Source organism: Sphingobium tyrosinilyticum (assembly GCF_042654265.1).
Lineage (GTDB): Bacteria > Pseudomonadota > Alphaproteobacteria > Sphingomonadales > Sphingomonadaceae > Sphingobium > Sphingobium tyrosinilyticum.
Map to the genome: position 1 here is coordinate 125,934 of NZ_JBHSFZ010000064.1, position 20,868 is coordinate 146,801.

The 20,868-nt window shown below is 62.2% G+C and carries 13 protein-coding genes and 1 tRNA gene; 4 read left to right on the forward strand and 10 right to left on the reverse strand.

The features are described from left to right. Window positions 1–200 precede the first annotated feature (200 nt). The 6 genes from ACFO3E_RS18070 to ACFO3E_RS18095 are packed head-to-tail and all read right to left on the reverse strand — an operon-like array spanning window position 201 to window position 10,640. Window positions 201–1,151, reverse strand: coding sequence for a hypothetical protein (locus tag ACFO3E_RS18070; RefSeq protein ID WP_066523697.1), 951 nt, complete (start codon window positions 1,149–1,151; stop codon window positions 201–203). Next, window positions 1,151–2,689 (reverse strand): hypothetical protein, encoded by a 1,539-nt coding sequence (locus ACFO3E_RS18075; RefSeq protein WP_380806871.1) that lies wholly within the window; start codon window positions 2,687–2,689, stop codon window positions 1,151–1,153. Before ACFO3E_RS18075 ends, ACFO3E_RS18070 begins: the two co-directional genes overlap by 1 nt. Then, window positions 2,686–4,428, reverse strand: a complete 1,743-nt coding sequence (locus ACFO3E_RS18080) for a tetratricopeptide repeat protein (RefSeq protein WP_066523693.1) — start codon at window positions 4,426–4,428, stop codon at window positions 2,686–2,688. The genes ACFO3E_RS18075 and ACFO3E_RS18080 overlap by 4 nt, the downstream gene beginning before the upstream one ends. Beyond that, entirely contained in the window at window positions 4,425–5,225 is an 801-nt protein-coding gene (locus tag ACFO3E_RS18085) for a glycoside hydrolase family 191 protein (RefSeq protein WP_380806874.1), read from the reverse strand. The genes ACFO3E_RS18080 and ACFO3E_RS18085 overlap by 4 nt, the downstream gene beginning before the upstream one ends. Window positions 5,226–5,269: 44 nt before the next feature. Further along, window positions 5,270–6,667, reverse strand: a complete 1,398-nt coding sequence (gene pelG, locus ACFO3E_RS18090; RefSeq protein WP_380806876.1) for an exopolysaccharide Pel transporter PelG — start codon at window positions 6,665–6,667, stop codon at window positions 5,270–5,272. Between the two features lie 19 nt (window positions 6,668–6,686). Further along, a complete protein-coding gene (locus ACFO3E_RS18095) occupies window positions 6,687–10,640 on the reverse strand; it encodes a cadherin domain-containing protein (RefSeq protein WP_380806878.1) in 3,954 nt (1,317 codons plus the stop codon). 603 nt (window positions 10,641–11,243) lie between these two features. Here ACFO3E_RS18095 and ACFO3E_RS18100 point away from each other — a divergent pair. Beyond that, window positions 11,244–12,170: an endo alpha-1,4 polygalactosaminidase gene (locus tag ACFO3E_RS18100; protein ID WP_225870557.1), complete on the forward strand. Its 927-nt coding sequence runs from the start codon at window positions 11,244–11,246 to the stop codon at window positions 12,168–12,170. Window positions 12,171–12,223: 53 nt separating this feature from the next. Here the strand turns inward: ACFO3E_RS18100 and ACFO3E_RS18105 are convergent. Next, window positions 12,224–12,300: transfer RNA gene (locus tag ACFO3E_RS18105), tRNA-Arg, on the reverse strand. Between the two features lie 140 nt (window positions 12,301–12,440). Here ACFO3E_RS18105 and ACFO3E_RS18110 point away from each other — a divergent pair. Then, the gene (locus tag ACFO3E_RS18110) at window positions 12,441–12,881 is read left to right on the forward strand and encodes a hypothetical protein (RefSeq protein WP_066523675.1); all 441 of its coding nucleotides are present in this window, start codon (window positions 12,441–12,443) and stop codon (window positions 12,879–12,881) included. A 56-nt stretch (window positions 12,882–12,937) separates the two neighbouring features. Here the strand turns inward: ACFO3E_RS18110 and ppdK are convergent, their stop codons facing one another. From ppdK to ACFO3E_RS18125, 3 genes are all read right to left on the reverse strand, one after another. Continuing rightward, entirely contained in the window at window positions 12,938–15,637 is a 2,700-nt protein-coding gene (ppdK, locus tag ACFO3E_RS18115) for a pyruvate, phosphate dikinase (RefSeq protein WP_066523673.1), read from the reverse strand. Window positions 15,638–15,782: 145 nt separating this feature from the next. Then, window positions 15,783–17,981 carry a glycine--tRNA ligase subunit beta gene (gene glyS, locus ACFO3E_RS18120; RefSeq protein ID WP_380807182.1) on the reverse strand — a complete coding sequence of 733 codons (2,199 nt, stop codon included), beginning with the start codon at window positions 17,979–17,981 and terminating at the stop codon, window positions 15,783–15,785. Then, window positions 17,981–18,853 carry a glycine--tRNA ligase subunit alpha gene (locus ACFO3E_RS18125; protein WP_066523671.1) on the reverse strand — a complete coding sequence of 291 codons (873 nt, stop codon included), beginning with the start codon at window positions 18,851–18,853 and terminating at the stop codon, window positions 17,981–17,983. The genes glyS and ACFO3E_RS18125 overlap by 1 nt, the downstream gene beginning before the upstream one ends. Before the next feature lie 162 nt (window positions 18,854–19,015). Between ACFO3E_RS18125 and ACFO3E_RS18130 the strand changes: the two genes are divergently transcribed. Beyond that, window positions 19,016–19,930 (forward strand): TraB/GumN family protein, encoded by a 915-nt coding sequence (locus ACFO3E_RS18130; protein WP_156518345.1) that lies wholly within the window; start codon window positions 19,016–19,018, stop codon window positions 19,928–19,930. Then, on the forward strand, window positions 19,927–20,805 hold the full coding sequence (locus ACFO3E_RS18135; protein WP_380806882.1) for a TraB/GumN family protein: 879 nt from the start codon (window positions 19,927–19,929) through the stop codon (window positions 20,803–20,805). The genes ACFO3E_RS18130 and ACFO3E_RS18135 overlap by 4 nt, the downstream gene beginning before the upstream one ends. Window positions 20,806–20,868 lie beyond the last annotated feature (63 nt).

Consider the following 20,868-nt stretch of genomic DNA (forward strand, 5'->3'; position numbering starts at 1 on the left):
ACATGGCCCAAAGGCAGCACCAACTGGCAAGACGAGCATTCGTGCCGTTGCCGTACCGGGCGGCCGCGCGAGGCAGACCGCTAACGCGGTCAGTGTCAGGGCAAGATGCGCGAAAGCAAACCCAACCACCCCTCCAGGTAGCCACGCAGACGCGGGTAGCAGCGCCATGTCGCCCAATGCGCAGAGGCTGAGCGTTCGGATCACGCCACTTTGCCTCCTGGAACCAGCCACTTCCCTTGCGCGAACATATGCTCACCACCGAACAGTGCCGAGCAGTTGCCAAACAACTCGGCCATATGCGCCAGTTCAGCCACACGTGCTTCAGTGATGCGCAGGTTGGGCGCGCTGTGGATGATGATCATCCCGCCCAACTCATCTTCGTCCCGAAACACAGGCAGCGCGATCAGCCCAAAATGCGCCAATATCCCCTGCTCGGTGGAATGGCCCTCATGCAGAGGCCGGGGATTTTCCATCATGGCGTGGGCAAGTGCCGTCCGGGATAGGTCAGCCGGCCGCCCTGCCGCATCCCGCCCCGCGAAACGGGCGACGACTTGCCCTGCCCTGATATCGTAGAAGGTGAAGTCCTCGGTCTGGGCAGCCAGCGCGATCAGCCGGGCGATTGCATCGATCTGGAGCGCTGGGTCGGGTTCGGCCAGCCCCACCGCGGCCGCGACCGCCTGGTTCACCGTCCGCTGCTCGATCGCGATTCGCACCTGTAGCTTGCGATTGATGCTAGTAAGACGGGCGATAACCTCGGCCAGGCGCTGCCAATTATTGTCCATCGCCTGATGGCGCTCATCCTGCGCCGCGAGCCGGGCCATGCGAACCGCCGTTACCTCGCCTGCGACGAGCGCCGTGACCATCCAGAGCAGCGGCATGATGGATAGGCGCAACTGCATTTCCAGCTGATCAGGCATGTCCAGTCCGGCATGCGGGGTCGAGAGCCATATTGCCGAGGCGACCAGTCCCGCCAGCAGACCTATACCGGTGCCGTAACTGATCGCCATGGCCAGCACGGGCAGCCAATAGGGGTTGGGATTGAGTTGCTGAAACGCGTCTGCGTCGAGCAGCATATGATCGATCGCCATCAGCACCGCGAACATCACCAGCATCTCGGCGCACTGCAGGAAGATAGGCCTTTGTTTCAACATCAAAGCCTCCCGAGATAACGTGTAAGTGCCAGGCGCAGATACAGTTGGCGGCCCGATATGCCCGGGCGGCTGATCGAACTGACACCGCCGCTCGCTTGAAGCCGCCATCCATCGCTGAGCCGCCCGGTGGCGCTGACGTTGGCGGTGGGCCCGTCAGTGTTCCCTAGCCGGTCAAAGGTCCAACCGGCTGCGCCCGTGACCTGCCATTTGGTCCAGGACTTTCCCGCCACCAGTTGGAAACTATGATTCTCACGATCGCTGAGCGGAATATAGGCAAGTCCATTGGGCCGGGCGCGCATCCGGCCGATATATTCGGCATCGAGCCGATAAGTGAGCGCGAGCGAAGGCGACTGACGGCGGAGTAGATAATCGATCCCGCCTGACACCGAAATGCTGCGGGTCCGATCGCCGGTTCCCCGCAGTCCATAGCCGTTCCAGTTGCCATCGGCCTGCACCGACAGTTCCGGGGTAAGCCTCAACGTGCCGCCAATGCCCGCCCGGCTGACATAGCCGCCGAAGGTCGATTGCTCAGGCGTCGCCACATCAGGCAGGCGGTAGGCGAGCAGCAAACGCCCTTGCCGTTCGGGCGGGCCCGCATAGAGGCGTGCGCCACCGCCAACCACCCTCTCATCCAGTTGCGCGCTTCCTTGCAATTCAAGCCGGACGGTGCGCGCCAGTTGCACGTTCGCCAGCAGGTCGGCGATGCTGGTATGTGATACCACATCGGTCAGGATGCCCGTGGGGCCATAAACGACATCGGCCTTGCTTCGTGTATGGCGGTAGCCTGCTCCGACCGAGACCCGCCGCCCCAGCGGGATCAGCCCGCTCACCGCTCCTTCTGCTTGCGAAAAAACCTTCCCGCCGCGTAACGTCACCGCTGCTGTGATATTGCCGCCAGCCTCCGCCAAGGTTCGGCGGGCAAAGGGATCGTCGGCCGCAATTTCGCGATAACGCGCAGCGCCAAGGATCAGAGCGCCTTCGGCAACATCCAGGTCTGCAATCAGCCGCTGGATACGTTTATCGGCGGGATATCTTTGCGCGAAAGGGGCCAGGCGGCGGCGGGCCATATCGGGAAAGCCTGAAGCGGCGTCAGCTTCTGCGCGGGCAATGGCTAGTTCGAGCTCAGGATCTGCAGTTTCTGCAGGCTCAGGCGAACGGGGCGCTATTGCCGCAGATGTGGCGCTGTCCGGCAGGAAGCGAACCGTCAGCCTGCTGCCCTCAACCACCCCCTCGATCCGGCGGCCCGACGCCGCGCGCATCACCAGGCTGTTATCGTTCCAGCGCAGGTCTGCCAGCTGGGCGCCAGCCTCTTGAGCGAAATGCTTGATCGCCACATCGCCAATGGGACGGTCGAACCGGACAACCAGTTCATAGGGGTTGCGCTCCAATTGCAGGTGGACTGGCGCTGGCCAACTCAAACTGACCTGCAACTCCTCGGACGCAGGTTGCGGAGCGGTGACGTCATCGTCACTCAGCATCGCCATGCTGAGAACGGGCAGCGATGGCGCCGAGAGCAGCAGAGCAGCCGCCACCATCATGGCCGCAGGACCTTGCGAGCCTTGCCCGGATCGCCAGCAGCGATCAGCAGCCGGGCATATTGGATATCAAGCTGCCGATCACCGGGCGATTGTTGCCGCAGGGCCTCGAACAGCGCGATCGCTTCTGACGTCCGGCCGAGCTTGGCGAGTAACTCCGCGCGCTCACGCGATATGGCCGGAGTAAGGGGCAGCAAGCGGGCGAGCCACGGTTTTTCGCTCGAAGGACCGCCGAGCTTGGCCTTCGCCGTTGCCATCAGCCGCAGCGCCGCTCGATCATCGGGTCTCTCGCGCAGATAGGCGCTCAATTGCTCCGCTGCTCCAGCAGCATCTCCTCTGTCCCAAGCACTCCATGCGATGGTCATGTGATCATCGGGTCGGGCTTGCCCTGCCCTGATGCGCGCTTGGGCAAGGCGGGGAGCATAGCGGCTCGCCATGGCGGCGGACATAGGTGCAGAGGCTGCGGACTTGATCGCAGGTGCATCAAGGCTGCGGCCGTCGAGAAGGAGATCAAGTGCCCTCCGGGCCGCGTCCTCGTCATGAGCGGCACTGGCGAACCTGATGCGGTCGAGCAAAATTGCTGTGTCGGTGGCATTGGACCGCCCCTCCAGGAATGCCAGCGCGCGTGCGGGCTGCTCGCGATCCAGATAGGCGGGAATCCATCTGGGATCGCCCACGGCGCGCGCGCGAAGCCAGGCGAGGTCCTGAGCACTCGGTCGCGGTCCCATCAGGTAGAGCATGCGGTTAGCGGCAGGATCGCCGGTTGCCCGTCCTGCCGACTGCTGCCGCAGCAGGGCAATGGCGTCCGGACGGAACCCTTTTTCCAACAATTGTTGCGCGACAGCTGCGCGATCTTCCCGGCCTGTGGCGGCGCGCTCAAGCAGGAGGCGGCGCATGGCACCTCTGTCACCCGAGGCGATCAGGATGCTTTCCCGTGCCGCGTCGCTGCCAGAAGGCAACAGGGCGGCGTAGCGCAATGCCGAAGCGGTATCCCCTGCCCGCTGCGCCAAGGTCATGGCGAGCCAGGGATTATCCCCTCGCCAAGCACGGGTCCCCGCGCGATCGATCCGCCCGATCAACTCATATCGCTTCTCACCATTCGCCCATGAGGCGAGGTCCAGCGATTGGGTGCGGGTGAGCGGAGGGACGATGCCATGTTCGGCCGCCGTAATCAGCATATCCGGCCGGGCGAGCGCATAGGCAGCCTCCGCGATATCGCGCGAAGGCGCGCTTCCCTTAGTCACGACTGCGGCACGCAGCAGATCGATCGCCCCCTGATCGTCCCCAAGCTTGCGATACAGTTCGAAGCGGAGCCGCCAGAGCGGCGATGAACGTCCATCGGGCCGGCCATCGAGAAAGGCTAGCGCAGCGTCGCTACGGCCGCTGGCGAGAATGTCATAGGTGATGCGGTCAGTTGCGGCCTGGCCGCCAGACCTTTCCAGTTGGTTAGCCATGCGCGAGAGAAGCGGACCGCTTGCGGTAGAGGTTGAAGCGGCAAGCAGATGGCGCAGGTCGGGCTCTGTCAGCGGTTTGCCTTGGGTGAAGCGCTGCATCAGTTCAGCCGTTGTAGCGGGCGGCAACACCGCCGCAGGTGCTGGGGCGACGAATGTAGCGCGGCGGATCGCGTCTGCGATCTGTCCTCGATTGGGAAGAAGGAGCGCCGTGCCCGCCAGCAGCAGACCGCCCCCAAGGAGAGGGCCCATATAGGCCATCTTCTGACCGCGTATCATCGTGATGTTCATGATCTTGGCTCCGGAATGAGCCGGTCGAGCGCCAGCGTTGAAACATAGGGTTGAAACCCGGCGGCACGTTCGCGCGCATAGAGGGCCGCTATCGTCGCCTGGTCGGCCGGGTCCCAATAATCCAGCGTCATAAGGTTCAGCCGGGGATTAGCAGCGCGAGCTGCGTTGAGCTTCACGGCCTGCCATTCCCAATCGTCGGCGGAAGTCATCTCATAATGTTTTCCCGCAAAGTTCCAGCGGGATGCCATGGCTTCGGCGAGGATGATGTCGATATGGGAGACGACTTTCGGCAAAATGGCGTAGCCGCGGTTCATCATGATGGTCGTGCCGGGGAAGCGCTTCCTGATGGCCCGGACCAGTTCTGCTGCGCTTGCCAGCATACCGGGCTTCTGGCGCTCAAGCGCTTCGGCGTTGTCGAGCGTGTCCATGAAAATGCCGTCATACCCTTTGCGCAGGATGGTGGGGACGAGTTCGTCCAGCACCATGGTTTGCCAGGCGGGATGGCGCAGGTCGGCGTAGCGGGCGTCCCGCCAGTTGGGGTTGGGATCACCCAACGCGCCGGCCTTTGCGAGGGCGGGCGCGAAGGGGCGGTCCATATGGACTTCGCCGAGGCTGATATAACCCAGGAGCTTCGCTCCTTTGCCGCGGAGAGGTGCGAGCGGGCGGTTGAAGCCGGGTTCGAGGACCAGGAGATTGTAGCGGCGGGCGAGCGCGGGATCGGTGGAGCCGCCATAGTCGATGCCCCATAGTTGCGGGCCAGCGTCTGGGGAGGCGCCGGCCGAAAAACCGAAAACCATCAAGGAAATAGCGAAAAGATCGCGTCTGTGGAAAGGGAGGAGGGTCATGGCCATAGCCTCGCTTGGCCGACGACGGCGGGGTTGTTGCCGACGAAGACAAGGTAGGTCAGCTTTACTGTCGCTTCTACGACGAGGGCGACCGCGACGGAGGCGGCAGCGACTGCGCCGGTCAGATAGCCAAAGCCGAAGCCCGCAATGCCCGCGCTGCTATAAAAGGAGGTTGTTGCGGCGCTGACGATGATGAACACGCTCCATATCGCGACAATGCGGCCGAAAAGGTCGTAATAGGACAGGATGATGCTCATCTGGATCGCGACGAGGTGGAAGACGACGCCCAGAGCGGTGAGACGAAGGCCGAAGATACCGCGCGCATCGAGGTTGAGGAACCGGATGATCTCCGGGGCGAGAACCCAGCAGAAGGCGGCGATGATCGCCTGTTGCACCATCAGCAGCCGCAGATCCCGCCGGATGACGAAGGCGACCTTGCGCCGCGCATTTTCGATACGGCGGCGGTTCGCGGTGCCGGTGCAATGGTCCATAAGCGCACCAAAGGCGCGGTCGAAGCGCGTCTCCGTCGTCACCAGGATCAGCGTCAGCCCAGGGATCATCGTCAGCAGGCCGAGGAAACTCGCCTGGTCATTCACCGGATTGACGCGGAGCGCGCCAAGGGCGGCCATGCTGTCCGGCGCCCACCAAAGCATCCATTTGTCGATCCACACGGCCACGGCGTTGGTGAGACCAGCAAGGCCAAGCGCAAGCGCGCCACGGTTCTGCGTGAGCCAATCCGGCCGCCATATCGGGACCGAAGGAAAATCCTCCCTTACAGCCGCGAGCAGCAACCCCAATGTCGCGAGCAGGCCACCGCAGATAGTCGCCAGCACAGCAGCGGGACCGCGGGGCGCAACAAGAAACAAGGCCGATGTGACAAGCCCGACCCCGGTCAGATAAGCAACGAAGATCGGTGCATAGCGATGGGTTGCATGGAGGAAGGGCCCAGCGATCCAGATTTGCGAGAAAAGCGTCATCATGGCGGTCGCCAGCAGAAACAGGTCCGGGCGCATCCCCGCCGCGAGGCCGAACAGAAGCGTGCCAGCGATCAGCGATGCGGCCGTGGTCCAAAGCAGCGCAGTCAGCAGGATCGAAGGGACCGCGTCCCGATCGCCCATGTAGAGGCGGTCCGACGCCAGGCGCGTCGCGACCGTCGCGATCGGCGCGGTAACGACCGCCGATATGCTGAACGCGTAGACGAGGCTGGTTTGAAGCAGCATGTGGTCGGCCGGAGCCATGGCAGACCGCGTCCATCCATTGAGGATGAGCACGGCCGAGGCGGTCATCAGCCAGGGGCCTGAACTGATGACCGCCCCGTGACAGGCTGCGCCAGCGATGCCCCGCAGCCCGTCTTCCCTGGCAAGTCGATCGAGTTTGAAACCGATGCCGGCCATTTTTCGCCCCTCCCCGGCGCTAGAGGACGAAGTCGGCGGCCGTCAGTGTATGACTCCCCAGCAGCTTGATGGAAAATTCGGCCGTAGCGGGGTTGGCATCCACATTGCCCTGAATGATCGTGTCGCCTGCGCCATCGGTGAAATAGCGTAGCTGGCCCGGCAGCAGAAACGGCCCAGAGCCGACGAAAGCAAAAGCCTGGTTCCCCAGAAAGAGGCTGCTGGCGTCAATGGCCGACAGGTCGATGCGATCCGTGCCTTCCAGGAAGTCTGTGATGATGTCTGGCGCTGCGTTGGTGCTGTGATTTGTTGCCGTGTAGATGAACCGGTCCACACCGGCCCCGCCGGTCAGATTGTCGGCGCCGACACCGCCGGTGAGCTGGTCATTCCCAGTCCCGCCATCCAGAAAATCATTGCCACCATTGCCGACCAGCTTGTCATTGCCCCCCAGACCGTTGAGAAAATCGATGCCGCCGGCCCCGTTCAACGTATCTTCCTCTCCCGTGCCGTTCAGCGTCGATCCGGTGGAGAGCGCAGTTTGAGAGATGCCGACCGCGTTGGTGACGGCGACGGATAGATCCTGGAAATCCTGCAGACCTTGCGGGTCGGTGGCGAGTATCCGCAGTTGATAGACATTGTTCACATTGGCGTCGGTCGGCGCTTCATAGTCGGGTGCGGAAATGAAGCTGAGCGCGCCAGTCGTCGGGTTGATGGTGAAGTGCGCCCCGTCGCCGGACGCCACGATGGAATAGGTCAAGCTGCCCGCCGGAGCGTCGGGATCAATCGCGACCACGGTGGTCACCGCTGTCGTATTTTCCCGCACCTGGATCGTGGCGGTCGCGCCGCCGCCATTGGATGTGATGACCGGCGCTTCGTTGACGTTGGTGACCGTGACGGCGATGGCCTGATCATCGAACATCGTGCCGTCGGAGGCACGCACTATCACATCATAGATGTTATTCGCGCCGACATCGGTAGGCGCTTCGAAATTGGGAGCGGTGATGAAGGTCAGCGCACCATTGGTGCTGTTGATCGAGAATTTGGATTGATCGACGCCGCCGACGATGGAGTAGGTCAGGATCGTGCTTGCGTCGGGATCGGTGGCCTTCACCGATGTGACCGGCCGCACCCCTTCGGCGAGGGAGATCGCAGCTGTCGCGCCCCCTCCATTGGACGTGATGACCGGCGCTTCGTTCACATTGGTGATGGCGACGGCAATCGCCTGATCGTCGAACAGCGATCCGTCAGAGGCGCGGACGATCACATCATAGACGTTGTTGCCGCCTACATCGGTGCGCACCTCGTAATTGGGCGCCGTCAGGAAGGCGAGCGCGCCCGTTGAAGGATTGATGGAGAACTTCGTCCGGTCGGCTCCGCCCACGATCGAATAGACCAGCGTCGTCCCCGGATCGGGATCGACCGCGATGACCGTGGTGACCGCCGTCTGATTTTCCGCGAGCGCGATGGCCGCCGTCGCGCCGCCGCCGTTCGAGGTGATGAGCGGCGCGCCGCTGAATGACAGGGCGACATTGTGCAGGCCGTTCGCCCCTATATCGAGCGTGACGATCTCGCCCACCTGGCTGACGATGGTCGCGCCCGACACGACCATCTTGGAACTGCCCAGGGCCGCGATATCGACGATTACCCTGCCCTCGCCCTGGATGGAAAATGACAGATTGCGTCCATCGCCCGCCGCCGACAGCAGCACCGCGCGCATGGGCAGGCTGGTGATGTGGGTCACATCATCCTGCGCCGCCCCAAGGTTGATCGTGAAGGAGCCTCCGCTTTGCGGCAAGAAGACGCTGTCATTGTCATAGGCATACCAGCCCGCGACATTCTGGATCACCAGCGAACCCAGACGATCGACGTCCAGCGCCATATTGCCGACATTCGAGCCGGTCACGCTGGCCGTGATGGTGTTGCCGTTGACGGCGGTGGTCACGGTCGCCGCCTTTAGCGCGGACATGCGCAGGGCAAGGTCATCCAGCGTCACAAATTCCATGTTCGCGTTGGCGGCCCTGGCGATCCAGTCCGTGAACATCTGCGTCGAATAGGGGCTATCGACGCCGGGACTGCCCGAGGTCCAATCCGCCGCACCATAATCATGCCATGGCCAGACAATGACTGGCGTTTCCCCGCCCGCGATAAGCTTGTTGAATTCCGCAGCCCAGGCGGCGCTCGCTTCGGCGATCGTCTTGTGCTGAAATTCGATCAGGGTGAAGTCGAACGAGGTGTTGGGGGCGAAATAGATCGCATTCTGCTGATCGGGCGCGATATAGCCGAACGCATTGGGGTAGCCCGCCCCCTGCGCCGCATAGCCGCCGGTCAGATAATGCTGAACATAGGGTAGTATCTTTTCAGCCGTCACCAGCGATTCCGGCATGCCGGGCAAAGCAATGCCCGCGATCTGGAACGCGCGCCCCAAATAGGCGCTCAGCTGGCTGTTGAGCGTGTTGGTGCTGGTGCCGAATTCAAATTGAATCTGCGACGCGTTCAGCAGGTTCGTGTCTTCAGGATGGGTATAGCTGTGGTTGCCGATTTCGTTCCCGAGGTCGAGAATGGCTTTGTAATAGGGCAATGACTTGGACCAGTTGGTGGTTTGCCCCTGGGTCGGATCATTGCCGATATTCACGTAGAAGCTGCCGACGAAATTATAGGCAGCCTTCCATTGCGAGAGGATCGGCAACAGCTTGTCATAGATGCCCGGTGTGCTGCCTGCGGGATCGACATCCTCCGTTTCCTGGCTTTGGTCCATGTCGATGCGGGCAGCGACGACGCCCGCCTGCCGCGTGAGTTGTAGGCCAACCGATGGACCTGTGCCGTTCACCGAATAGCTGATCGCTTTCTGCAGCATATTAGCATCGGCCATGACGCCTTCGCTGGAAAAGATAACGTTGCGGCCACCCGTCTGCGTGGCGAGCGCGGCGGCATAGGAGGCGCCGCCGTTGATCGTTTCTGTCGCGATGGTCTGCCCGGTGCCGCTGACGCTGGCGAAGGCATTCCAACCCACGCCGGTATAGCTGTTGACGAGTTGGCCATTGCTGTAGCCGTCGAGCACAAGGCCGGTAGGATCGGTAGCTGTGACCGTCACATTCCCCGTGCCGCCCGTGACGCGCGTGACGTCGAACAGCAGCTTCATCTGGGCATAGGGATCACCCGCCAACGGATCATTATTGACATCGTTCGTCATGAACTCGCCAGCGGTCACGAGCCCGATGCCAAGTTGCTTGCTCGCCTGTTCGAGCGTGTGGGAGATCGCCGCGACCTGCGACTGCGGGACGTTGCGGAAGGATGGGAAAACCAGCGTGTCATACTGGGCGAGCTTGGCGAGGTCCGTCAGGTCAGCTTCGGTCAGGATGTCGAAGGGGATGCCGGCCTGCATCGCTTGCGACTGGACCGACATGAACAGTTGCGAATAGGCGGTCTCGCTGAAATATGCGTGGGCAGTCGTTTCCGAATAAACGATGCCGATCCGGGTGTCCGCAGACCGGGTTACCCCCGTATCGTTGAAGATGGTGAAGGGCGCGAGGCTGTAATTACTGGGAAGGAAGGTAGCGTCATTGATGTCGTATAGGGTATCGATAGCCGCCGGATTGCCTATAGCCGAGCTGGGCAAGCGGAATTCAACTATCGTGCGGTCTGCGGACCAGGCGGCAGTCAGTCCCGACAGGATCAGCGTCTGTCCCGCCGCTCCACTGTAAAGATTGACCGTACCATCGGCGGCGAAATTGACGTTGAATTCGGCCCCTCCGGCAAATCCGAATATTTGATAGCCAGTAGAGCTATCACGATCGGTATTGAGCCATGCTGTCGTGTTCGTGCCGATTGCCGTGGGCGCCTTGAACGCCAATATGAAATCGCCATTATCAACGGTCGCGTAGATTTCGTAACCGGCGGCGTTATTGCCGTCGATCCTGTCTGCAGCGAACCAGTCGCTCAACGATCCATCAATAGTGACGCTGTGGCCGGTAGGCATGGCTGCTCCCCATCAATATGGACCAATGGTCCATGTTCAGGATAGCGACCCCTATTTTTTCTTTGCGATTCTCTGATTTTCTCAGGCTTATCTGGTAGCATTTCAGGCCATTTACCGACCAGATCAATAAAGATAATCTTCGAAATAACCCTTTATTTCCGATGATAAATGAAGATCAAAGGGATAGCATTATTGCTCTGCTTCAACGCAGATGGTTATTGCCCCCTGGTGACCTGTTATTTCGCGCGGGGCCCTTGGTGGGATACCGTTGCGACGCTATTCGGGAATATATCCCGTGCCAGCGGAGCGACTCGTGTCCGGACTTTCCCGCTTATGGTTAATTCATAACAAGCCCAGTGATGAGTCAACGCCAATGTTCTTTCATCATGGAAAGTCTGAGAAAATGCCAAGGAGCGGGCGGTCGCTACTGCAGGGCCACCATAGATATACCAATGGGTATATGCCGAGTTCAATAATTCCATTTGCTTAGCTTGCCAATATTGGGCGACCGCTTCTATATTCTCTGCGGTGCTTGGCGGCTCGCAGCGGCGCGGCAAGTCCCTTTTCTAGGAAAGTGGCTGCTTGCTGGCGGGAGCGCGTTCAATGGCGGCAAAGCGGCATGCGACGCGTCTGAGGGACGTGGGTTTTCCCGCATTGGCGGCGGCGTTGCTGGCGGTGGGCGCATGTGGTGGAGGCGGTGCGGGCAGCAATGCGTCGGGGACGCCTGCGCCTAGCCCCTCGCCCTCGCCTTCTCCGTCGCCTTCTCCCGCTCCGTCTCCTCCCCCCGCTCCTTCGCCTTCCGCCCTCCCAAGCTGGGACTGGATACTGCAAAGCCAGGGCCTGCCCGCGACGCCGCCCGGCGTCGATTTTCTCGATGTCGATGGATTTGACTCGGCGGCCAGCTATGTGGCGCTCGCCAAGTCGCGGGGGACCAGGACGATCTGCTATCTCGACGTGGGATCGGCCGAAAGCAACCGGCCGGACTATTCCCGATTGTCAGCCATATCGGGCCTGCTGGGCAATGCTTATCCGGGCTTCCCGTCGGAGCGCTACATCGACATTCGCCGCTATCCCGAGTTTATCCAGATCATGGACGATCGACTGCGCATGTGCAGGGACAAAGACTTCGATTATGTCGAGTTCGACGTCATGGACGCTTTCGAGGATGGCGCGGCGGTGACCGGCTTTTCCCTAAGCGAGCGGGACATGATTGATTATGTGACGGCGCTGTCGGCACGGGCGCGCGGCTATGGGCTGAAGCCCGTGCAAAAGAATGCGAGCGGGTCGGCTGCCAAGCTGTTGACGCTGTTCGACGCGGTGCTGTTCGAAGATTGCGTGGAGGGCGATTTTTGCGGGGACGCCGCGCCTTATGTCAATGCAGGCAAACCGGCGTTCAATGCTGAATATCCGGAGAATTGGCCAGGCAGCTTCGATAGGGCGAAAGTGTGCAGCGTGTCAGCCGCCGCGAAGGTTTCGACGATCATCGCTGTGGTGGATCTCGACCGGCCTGCGGCAGATCGATGCAACTGAGACGATCTTTGCAGATCATCAGATAAGCTGCTAATTCTCTTGGAAAAGAAAAGTGGCGCGCCCGGAACGATTCGAACGTCCGACCCTCAGATTCGTAGTCTGATGCTCTATCCAGCTGAGCTACGGGCGCGTTGTGGAGCGGCAGATAGAGGGGGGCGGATGATTGGGCAAGCCCCTTTTTAACTTTTTTTGCCGCAACCCGGACGCAGTTTCGCAAACGCAACTTTTGGCCGCTCCTGCTCGTTGCGGATTGGGGGAAGGAGGAGAGGCATGGCTTTCACTTTGAACGAGATTTCGCTGCTGGTCATCGCGTTGATCGCAGGGCTGCTGATCGGCCTGATGTTGAGCGGCCGCGGCAAGTATAAGCGGCTGTGGCGCGACGAGCAGATGGCGCACCGGCAGACGATCAGGGACCGCGATGCGCGCTTGGCCGCTGCTCCGGCGGCGACGGCAAGGGACGATGGGACCGGCCGGGACGAGTTGACCCGGATCAGGGGGATTTCAGCAAAGGATGCGGCGGCGCTGCATGAGGCCGGTTATCACCGCTATGATCAGATCGGCGCGATGAGCGACGAGCAACAGGCGGCGCTGGAGGCTCGGCTGGGGCGCGAGCCGGGGACGATCGCGCGGGAGGAATGGCGCGCACAGGCCCGGCTGCTCGAGACCGGGAAGGTCCGCGAGCATGAGCGGCGGTATATCGAGACGAACTGACAGGCCCTCCCCTGGCCCCTCCCGCTAACGGGAGGGGGTGATGGGGTGTGAACGCCTTACTTCTTCGCCAAGGCGGCCTGGGCGGCGGCGAGGCGGGCGATGGGCACGCGGTAGGGCGAGGCCGAGACATAATCGAGGCCGGTAGCCTCGCAGAAGGCGATCGAGGCGGGATCGCCGCCATGTTCGCCGCAGATGCCGAGCTTGATGCCCGGACGCGCTGCGCGGCCCCGCTCGACGGCGAGCTGGATCAGTTCGCCCACTCCCTCCACATCGATACTGACGAACGGGTCGCGGGCGAAGATGCCCTTATCGACATATTGCGTCAGGAAGCGGCCCGCGTCGTCACGGCTGATGCCGATCGTGGTCTGCGTCAGGTCGTTGGTGCCGAATGAGAAGAATTCGCCGACCTCGGCAATCTCACCCGCCTTCAGAGCGGCGCGCGGCAGTTCGATCATGGTGCCGACCAGATATTCGACCGAGGCGCCCTGCTCGGCGAAGACTTCGCTGGCGACGCGATCGACGATCGCCTTCATCAGTTCCAGCTCCTTCTTCGTCGCAACGAGCGGGATCATGATTTCGGGGATCGGTGCTTCGCCGCTGCGCTGCTTGATGATCAGCGCGGCTTCGAAGATGGCGCGGGCCTGCATCTCGTAGATTTCAGGATAGGTTACACCGAGACGGCAGCCGCGATGGCCGAGCATCGGGTTGAATTCATGCAGTTCGGCAGCGCGACGCTTGAGCGTATCGACACTGACGCCCGCGCCCTTTGCGACTTCCTCGAACTCCGCTTCGCCATGGGGCAGGAATTCGTGCAGCGGCGGATCGAGCAGGCGGATGGTGACGGGCAGTCCCGCCATCACCATGAATATCTGCGCGAAATCGTCGCGCTGCTCAGGCAGCAGCTTGTCGAGCGCGGCGCGGCGGCCCTTTTCCGTGTCGGCGAGGATCATCTCGCGGACGGCGGTGATGCGGGCGGCGTCGAAGAACATATGCTCGGTACGGCACAGGCCCACGCCTTCCGCGCCGAAATCGCGCGCGGTCTGGCAATCCAGCGGGGTTTCGGCATTGGCGCGGACCTTGAGGCGGCGAACCTTGTCGGCCCAGGCCATCAGCACGCCGAAGTCGCCCGCCAGTTCGGGCTGCACGGTCGGGACTTCGCCCGCCATCACTTCGCCGGTCGATCCATCGATGGTGAGGATGTCGCCTTCCTTGAGCGTGCGGCCCTCGATGCGCAGCGTCTTGGCGGCGTTGTCGATGGACAGACTGCCCGCGCCGGAAACGCAGGGGCGGCCCATGCCGCGCGCGACCACGGCCGCATGTGACGTCATGCCGCCGCGCGCAGTCAGGATGCCCTTGGCCGCGTGCATGCCATGAATGTCCTCGGGGCTGGTTTCGACGCGGACGAGGATGACCGCCTCGCCCATTTCATTGCGGCGCTCGGCCGTATCCGCGTCGAACACGATCGCGCCCGAAGCCGCGCCCGGCGAAGCGGGCAGACCCTTGGTCAGCACATCGCGCGGCGCCTTGGGATCAAGCGTCGGGTGGAGAAGCTGATCGAGCGCGGCGGGATCGACGCGGGCGACGGCCTCCTGCTCCGTGATCAGACCCTCGGTCGCCATATCGACGGCGATCTTGAGCGCGGCCTTGGCAGTGCGCTTACCCGAGCGGGTCTGGAGCATCCAGAGCTTGCCCTGCTGCACCGTGAATTCGATGTCCTGCATGTCGCGATAATGGGTTTCGAGGATCTGGAAGACCCGCGCCAGTTCGGCATAGGTTTCGGGCATCGCCTCTTCCATCGACAGCGGCTTGGCCCCTGCCCGCTCGCGCGCTGCGAGGGTGAGATATTGCGGCGTGCGGATGCCGGCGACGACGTCCTCGCCCTGCGCGTTGATCAGATATTCGCCATAATAGGCGTTCTCGCCGGTCGCGGGGTCGCGGGTGAAGGCAACGCCAGTGGCCGAGGTGTCGCCCATATTGCCGAACACCATCGCCTGCACATTGACGGCGGTGCCCCAATCATGCGGGATCGAGTTCAGGCGGCGATAGACCTTGGCGCGGTCGGCCTGCCAGGAACCGAACACCGCGCTGATTGCGCCCCATAGTTGATCGTTCACATCCTGAGGGAAAGGCTTGTTCCAAAGCTTTGAAACAAGGCCCTTATATTCGGCAACCAGCGCCTTCCAGTCGTCAGCGGTCATTTCCGTGTCGAGCGTGTAGCCCTGATCTTCCTTGGCAATCTCAAGGGCTTCCTCAAAGGCGCCATGGTCGAGTTCCAGGACAACGTCCGAATACATCTGGATGAAGCGGCGATAGCTGTCCCAGGCGAAACGCTCATCGCCGGACGCAACAGCGAGGCCGACAACAGTTTCGTCGTTGAGGCCAAGGTTCAGCACGGTGTCCATCATACCGGGCATCGAAATGCGCGCGCCAGAGCGGACAGAGACGAGAAGCGGATCGGCTGCATCGCCGAACTTCTTGCCCGTGACACCCTCGATATGGGCAATGCCGCTGGCGACCTGTGCCTTCAGGCTTTCGGGAAAGACCCCGCCATCCTCATAATAGCGGGTGCACATTTCGGTCGTGATGGTGAAACCCGGAGGCACCGGCAAGCCGATGGCCGCCATACCATCCAGATTGGCGCCCTTGCCGCCCAGGAGATTCTTGTCCCCCTTGCCGCCGTCATCAACGCCGCCGCCGAAACGATAGACATAACGTGTCGCGGTGGTGCTCATGCTGGCCTCTTCCCTTGTCAACATAGTCGCGGCTCTCCTGCACTGATTGCCGTGTATTTGTGCGATGCAACAATTCCAAAACAACAGGCGGGCGACAGACGCACCCGCTTTTACGATAATTGCTCTCTCACTTCATCGATTTTCCCGGTTGGCCGGGTATCTTTCGGTTTTAGGCCGTAATTTTCGAGAAATCGGCCACTGCGTGGACGGCTTCGCGCACCCGTGCCAGCAGAGCTAGGCGAGCGGCGCGCTTTGCCGGATCGGCGTCGTTGACGGTTACCCTGTCGAAGAAGGCGTCGATCGGGGCGCGAAGGGTTGCGAGCGCGGCCATGGCGCCCTCGAAATCCTCTGCCTGGACAGCGGCGGTCGCGCGGGGCTCCGCGGCGTCGAGGGCTGTTATGAGATCGGCTTCAGTGGGTTCAGGGGTATAGGTCAGTTCGACCTTTTCGGCGGTTTCGACGCCTTCCTTCTTCAGGATATTGGCGGCGCGCTTGTAACCGGCGAGCAGATTGGTGCCGTCTTCGGTAACGATGAAGGACTGAAGCGCCTTCACGCGGGCGAGCAAACGCACAAGATCATCCTCGCCGCCAAGCGCGAACACAGCGTCGATCAGGTCGTGGCGGACGCCTGCTTCCTTTTGTTGGACTTTGAGGCGGTCGGCGAAGAAATCGAGCAAAGCGCTAATCGCCTTGGGTTCGTCCACGCGCGATTGCGGAGACCAATCCAGACCCTCACCGAATTTCTGCTTTTCGTCCTCGGTAAATGCTTTCCGCCCCCATATCCAACGCTCGCCATCCTTAACTGGGCAAAGCAAATCGAGCGCCTTAGGAGCAACGGATTTGAAGGCAAAGCGAAGACCAGAGGTCTCGGTCAGCGCTTGCGCGGCCAGCATGGCTCGTCGAAGAGCGAAGGGGTCTTTTGATCCGGTCGGAAGCATCTCTGCAGCGAAGAAGCTGACCAGCGTGTCGATTTTGTCCGCGAGCGATACTGCAACGGTCAGTGGGGCAGTCGGAACATCATCCCCCTGCCCAACCGGCTTATAATGATCGCGGATAGCATCGGCCACGGCATCGGGCAGACCTTCCGCGCGCGCGTAATAGCCACCCATAACACCTTGAAGTTCGGGGAACTCTCCAACCATTTCGGTGACGAGATCAGCCTTAGCGAGGCGCGCGGCTTGTTCGACCTGATCGGCGTCCGCAGCCTTCACGATGCCCTCTTCCACCAGCCAGCGGGCCAGCTTGGCGACGCGCTCCACCTTATCGTGAACCGTGCCGAGCTTTTCGTGGAAGGTGATGCGCTCCAGCTTCTTCGCATGTTCGGCCAGCGCCTTGCGGGTCGAGCGGTGGCGCGAAGCCCCGGTGCCCTCATGGTGCCACTGATCCTCTTCCCAGAAATGACGGGCGTCGGACAGGCGCGCGGCGAGGACTTTGCGATTGCCGGCGATGATCGCTTCGCCGCCATCCTTCGCCTCGATATTGGCGGTGCAGATGAAAGCGGGAGCGAGCTTGCCCGCGCTGTCGCGCAGAACGAAATATTTCTGGTTTATACGGAGGGTTAGCTGGATGACTTCAGGCGGAACCTCAAGGAAAGTAGGATCGAAATCGCCGAGCAGCGGGACTGGCCATTCGGTCAGGCCCGCATTTTCCGCGACGAGGCCCTTGTCCTCGATCAGGGTGTAGCCCTTTGCCGCGGCGGCTTCGGTGGCCCGAGCCTCGATGATCGATTGGCGTTCCTGGTGGCTGACGATCACATGGCAGGCGCGCAGCTTTTCGACATAATCGTGGGCGCTGCCGATAGTGATTTCACCGGGATGATGGAAGCGGTGGCCGAGCGTGGCGTAGCTGCTGCGGATACCTTCGATCTCGATATCGACCAGGTCTTCGCCCAAGATGGCGACGATGCCTTGCAGCGGGCGGACCCAGCGCAGGCTTTCGGTGGTTTGCGAAGCGGTGCCCCAGCGCATGGATTTCGGCCAGGGGAAGGTGCGGACGACCGCGGGGACCGCTTCGGCCAGCACTTGCGCCGTGGCGCGGCCGGGCTTGTTGACCGTGGCGAACCACACGCCGTCGCGGTCTTCGAGCTGGTCCTGGGTCAGGCCGGTCTTGCGGAGGAAGCCTTCCAGCGCCTGCGCGGGGGCGGAGGTGCGGGGGCCTTTGAATTCCTCACTGACGGCGGCGGTTTCCAGCGGCAGATTGCGCGCGATCAGGGCGAGGCGGCGGGGCGTGACGAAGCTGTCGATGCTTTCGGGCTTCAGGCCAGCCTTCGCCAGTTCCTCGGTGAAGAGGCGGGCGAGGTCTTCCGATGCTTTGATCTGCATGCGCGCGGGGATTTCTTCGCAGCGCAGTTCGAGGAGGAAGTCGGTCATCACGCGGCCCACCCGTTCACTTCCATCCATTTTTCGCAAGCGCCCTTAGCCAAATCGCGGACGCGGCCGATGTAGCTGGCGCGTTCCTGCACCGAGATGACGCCGCGGGCCTGGAGCAGGTTGAAGACATGGCTCGCCTTGATCGCCTGATCATAGGCGGCGAGCGGAACGCCCGCCTCAAGGCTCGCCTTGCATTCGGTTTCCGCATCTTTGAACCAGCGGAACAGCTTTTCGGTGTCGGCGATCTCGAAATTCCATTTCGACATCTGCTGCTCATTGGCGAGGAAGACGTCGCCATAGGTGACGCCCGCGTCATTGAACTTAAGGTCATAGACGCTGTCCACGCCCTGGATATACATGGCGAGGCGTTCGAGGCCGTAGGTCAGTTCGCCCGCGACGGGCTTGCAGTCGAAGCCCCCCATCTGCTGGAAATAGGTGAACTGGGTGACTTCCATGCCGTCGCACCAGACTTCCCAGCCCAGCCCCCAGGCGCCCAGCGTCGGGCTTTCCCAATCATCCTCGACAAAGCGGATGTCGTGGACCAGTGGGTCGATGCCGATTTCGGCCAGCGACCCCAGATAGAGTTCCTGGAGGTTCGCCGGGGACGGCTTCATTATGACCTGGTACTGGTAATAATGCTGGAGGCGATTGGGGTTTTCGCCATAGCGGCCGTCGGTCGGGCGGCGGCTGGGCTGCACATAGGCGGCGTTCCACGCGTCCGGGCCAAGGCTGCGCAGCGTGGTGGCGGGGTGGAAGGTGCCCGCGCCCACTTCCATGTCATAGGGTTGCAGGATAACGCACCCCTGCTTTCCCCAATAGGCGTGCAGGGTCAGGATCAGGTCCTGAAAAGAGAGCACTTTGCCTGTCGCCACGGACGGTCCCTTGGAAATGATAGTTTGATCGCGCGCGCCTTGGCGCAGGAGGGCGAAAGGGTCAAGGAAAAGAGGGCGTGGAGGCGGTTAATCCGCTTGCCCAAATGCCCCCTGCCCCGCATGGATGGCGGCGAAACTCTTCGCAATGGATCGATGCCCGATATGAAATGGCCCCTTTCGCGTGTGCTGGCTGCTGGCCTTCTGTTGCTGACCGGCTGCGCGCAGGAGCAGACTGCTTCCGCCAGGCCGCCTGCGGCGAAGACGGCCTATGTGACGCCTGCGCTGTGGCGGGTGAAGGATGCGGATACGACCATCTATCTGTTCGGCACGGTTCATGTGCTGAAGCCAGGGACGGAGTGGTTCAAGGGCGGGATCAAGCAGGCGTTTGACGGATCGGACGAGCTGATGCTGGAGATCGTCGAGCCCGAGGACCCGCAAGCCATGGCGGCGTCCATGGCGCATACGGCTTTGGCGCGGGATGGGGTGAAGCTGTCCGACCGTCTAAGTGCGGACATGCGCGGGAAATATCAGGCGGCGATGACCGCGAACGGCCTCCACTGGCAGATGTTCGAGCCGTTCAATCCCTGGATGGCGGGGATGGCGCTGTCGGTGCAGCCGCTGGAGAAGCTGGGCTATCAGGCGGATCTGGGCGCGGAGAAGACGCTGACGGCTGCGGCGAAGGCTGCGGGGAAGAAGGTCGGCGCGCTGGAGACTGTGGAGCAGCAGCTTGGCTATTTCGCGGGTCTGCCGATGGAAAGCCAGGTCAAGTTCCTGAACGCGACGGTTGAGGGCTTGCCGGACATGGACAGCGAGTTCGCTCGCCTCATCGCGCACTGGAAGGAAGGCGATCCGGACAAGCTGGCAGCGGAGATGAACGAGTCGCTGGAGGCAACGCCGGAACTGGCGCAGGTGCTGCTGATCCAGCGGAACGCCAATTGGGCGAAGTGGGTAAAGGGACGGCTCGCACAACCCGGAACGGTCTTCATCGCAGTCGGAGCCGGGCACCTGGCGGGCAAAGGCAGCGTGCAGGATCAGTTGAAGGCGCTCGGCGTCGCGTCGGCCAGGGTCGCCGAGTGAGCTTGCTGCGATGGCTGGGACTGTGTGCGCTGCTGCTGGTGGCGGCCTGTGGACGCGACGGCCCAGCCCCTGCGGAAGGTAGAGGCCCGGCGCTTTGGCGCGTGCAGGGCCATGGGCTGGACGGGTGGCTATTCGGGACCGTCCATGTGCTGCCGAAGGGCGTGGCCTGGCGAACAGAGAAGGTGCGGGCGGCCATCGACGGGTCTGACCGGCTGGTGCTGGAGTCGGCTGAGATACAGGATCGCGCGCGAACGATGGCGCTGTTCGAGAAGATGGGGCGTAGTCCTGGCCTGCCCCCTTTGGAAGCGCGAGTGCCGGTCAACGAGCGGGATGAACTTCAGCGGATCGCCGGTGAAGGCGGGACCAGCACGCAGCTTTTGTCCGGTTATGAAAGCTGGGCGGCGGCGATGCTGTTGTCGGCCGCGGCCCAGCAGTCGTTACATGTGAGTGGGGACGAAGGCGTCGAGCCCGCGCTGATCAAGGACTTCCGGGAGGAGGACAAGCCTATCGGTGGACTGGAAACCGTGGCGCGGCAGTTCGGCGCATTCGATACGCTGCCCGAAGCCGCACAGCGGCGGTTGCTGGCGCAGACGGTGGAGGAAGCGCGGCGAATGAAGGCGCTTTATGAACGCATCATGCGGGCCTGGCTCGAGGGCGACATGGCGGCAATCGCGCGGGAGGATGAGGCGGGGGAAAAGCCAGACCCGGTCGTGGAGCAAGCGGTGCTGATTGCGCGCAATCGGGACTGGAGCGATGTTGTAGGGAAGCTGAGAGGGCGGCCCTTCATCGCGGTGGGCACTGGGCATTTGACCGGGCGGGATAACCTGATCCAGTTGCTGGAAGCGAAGGGCTACAAAGTTACGCGGGTGCAGTGAACGCCAGCCGTTTGCCGACTTCGCTCGAAACGAACGGATGTGGGGACGGATCGGGTTGGTTGA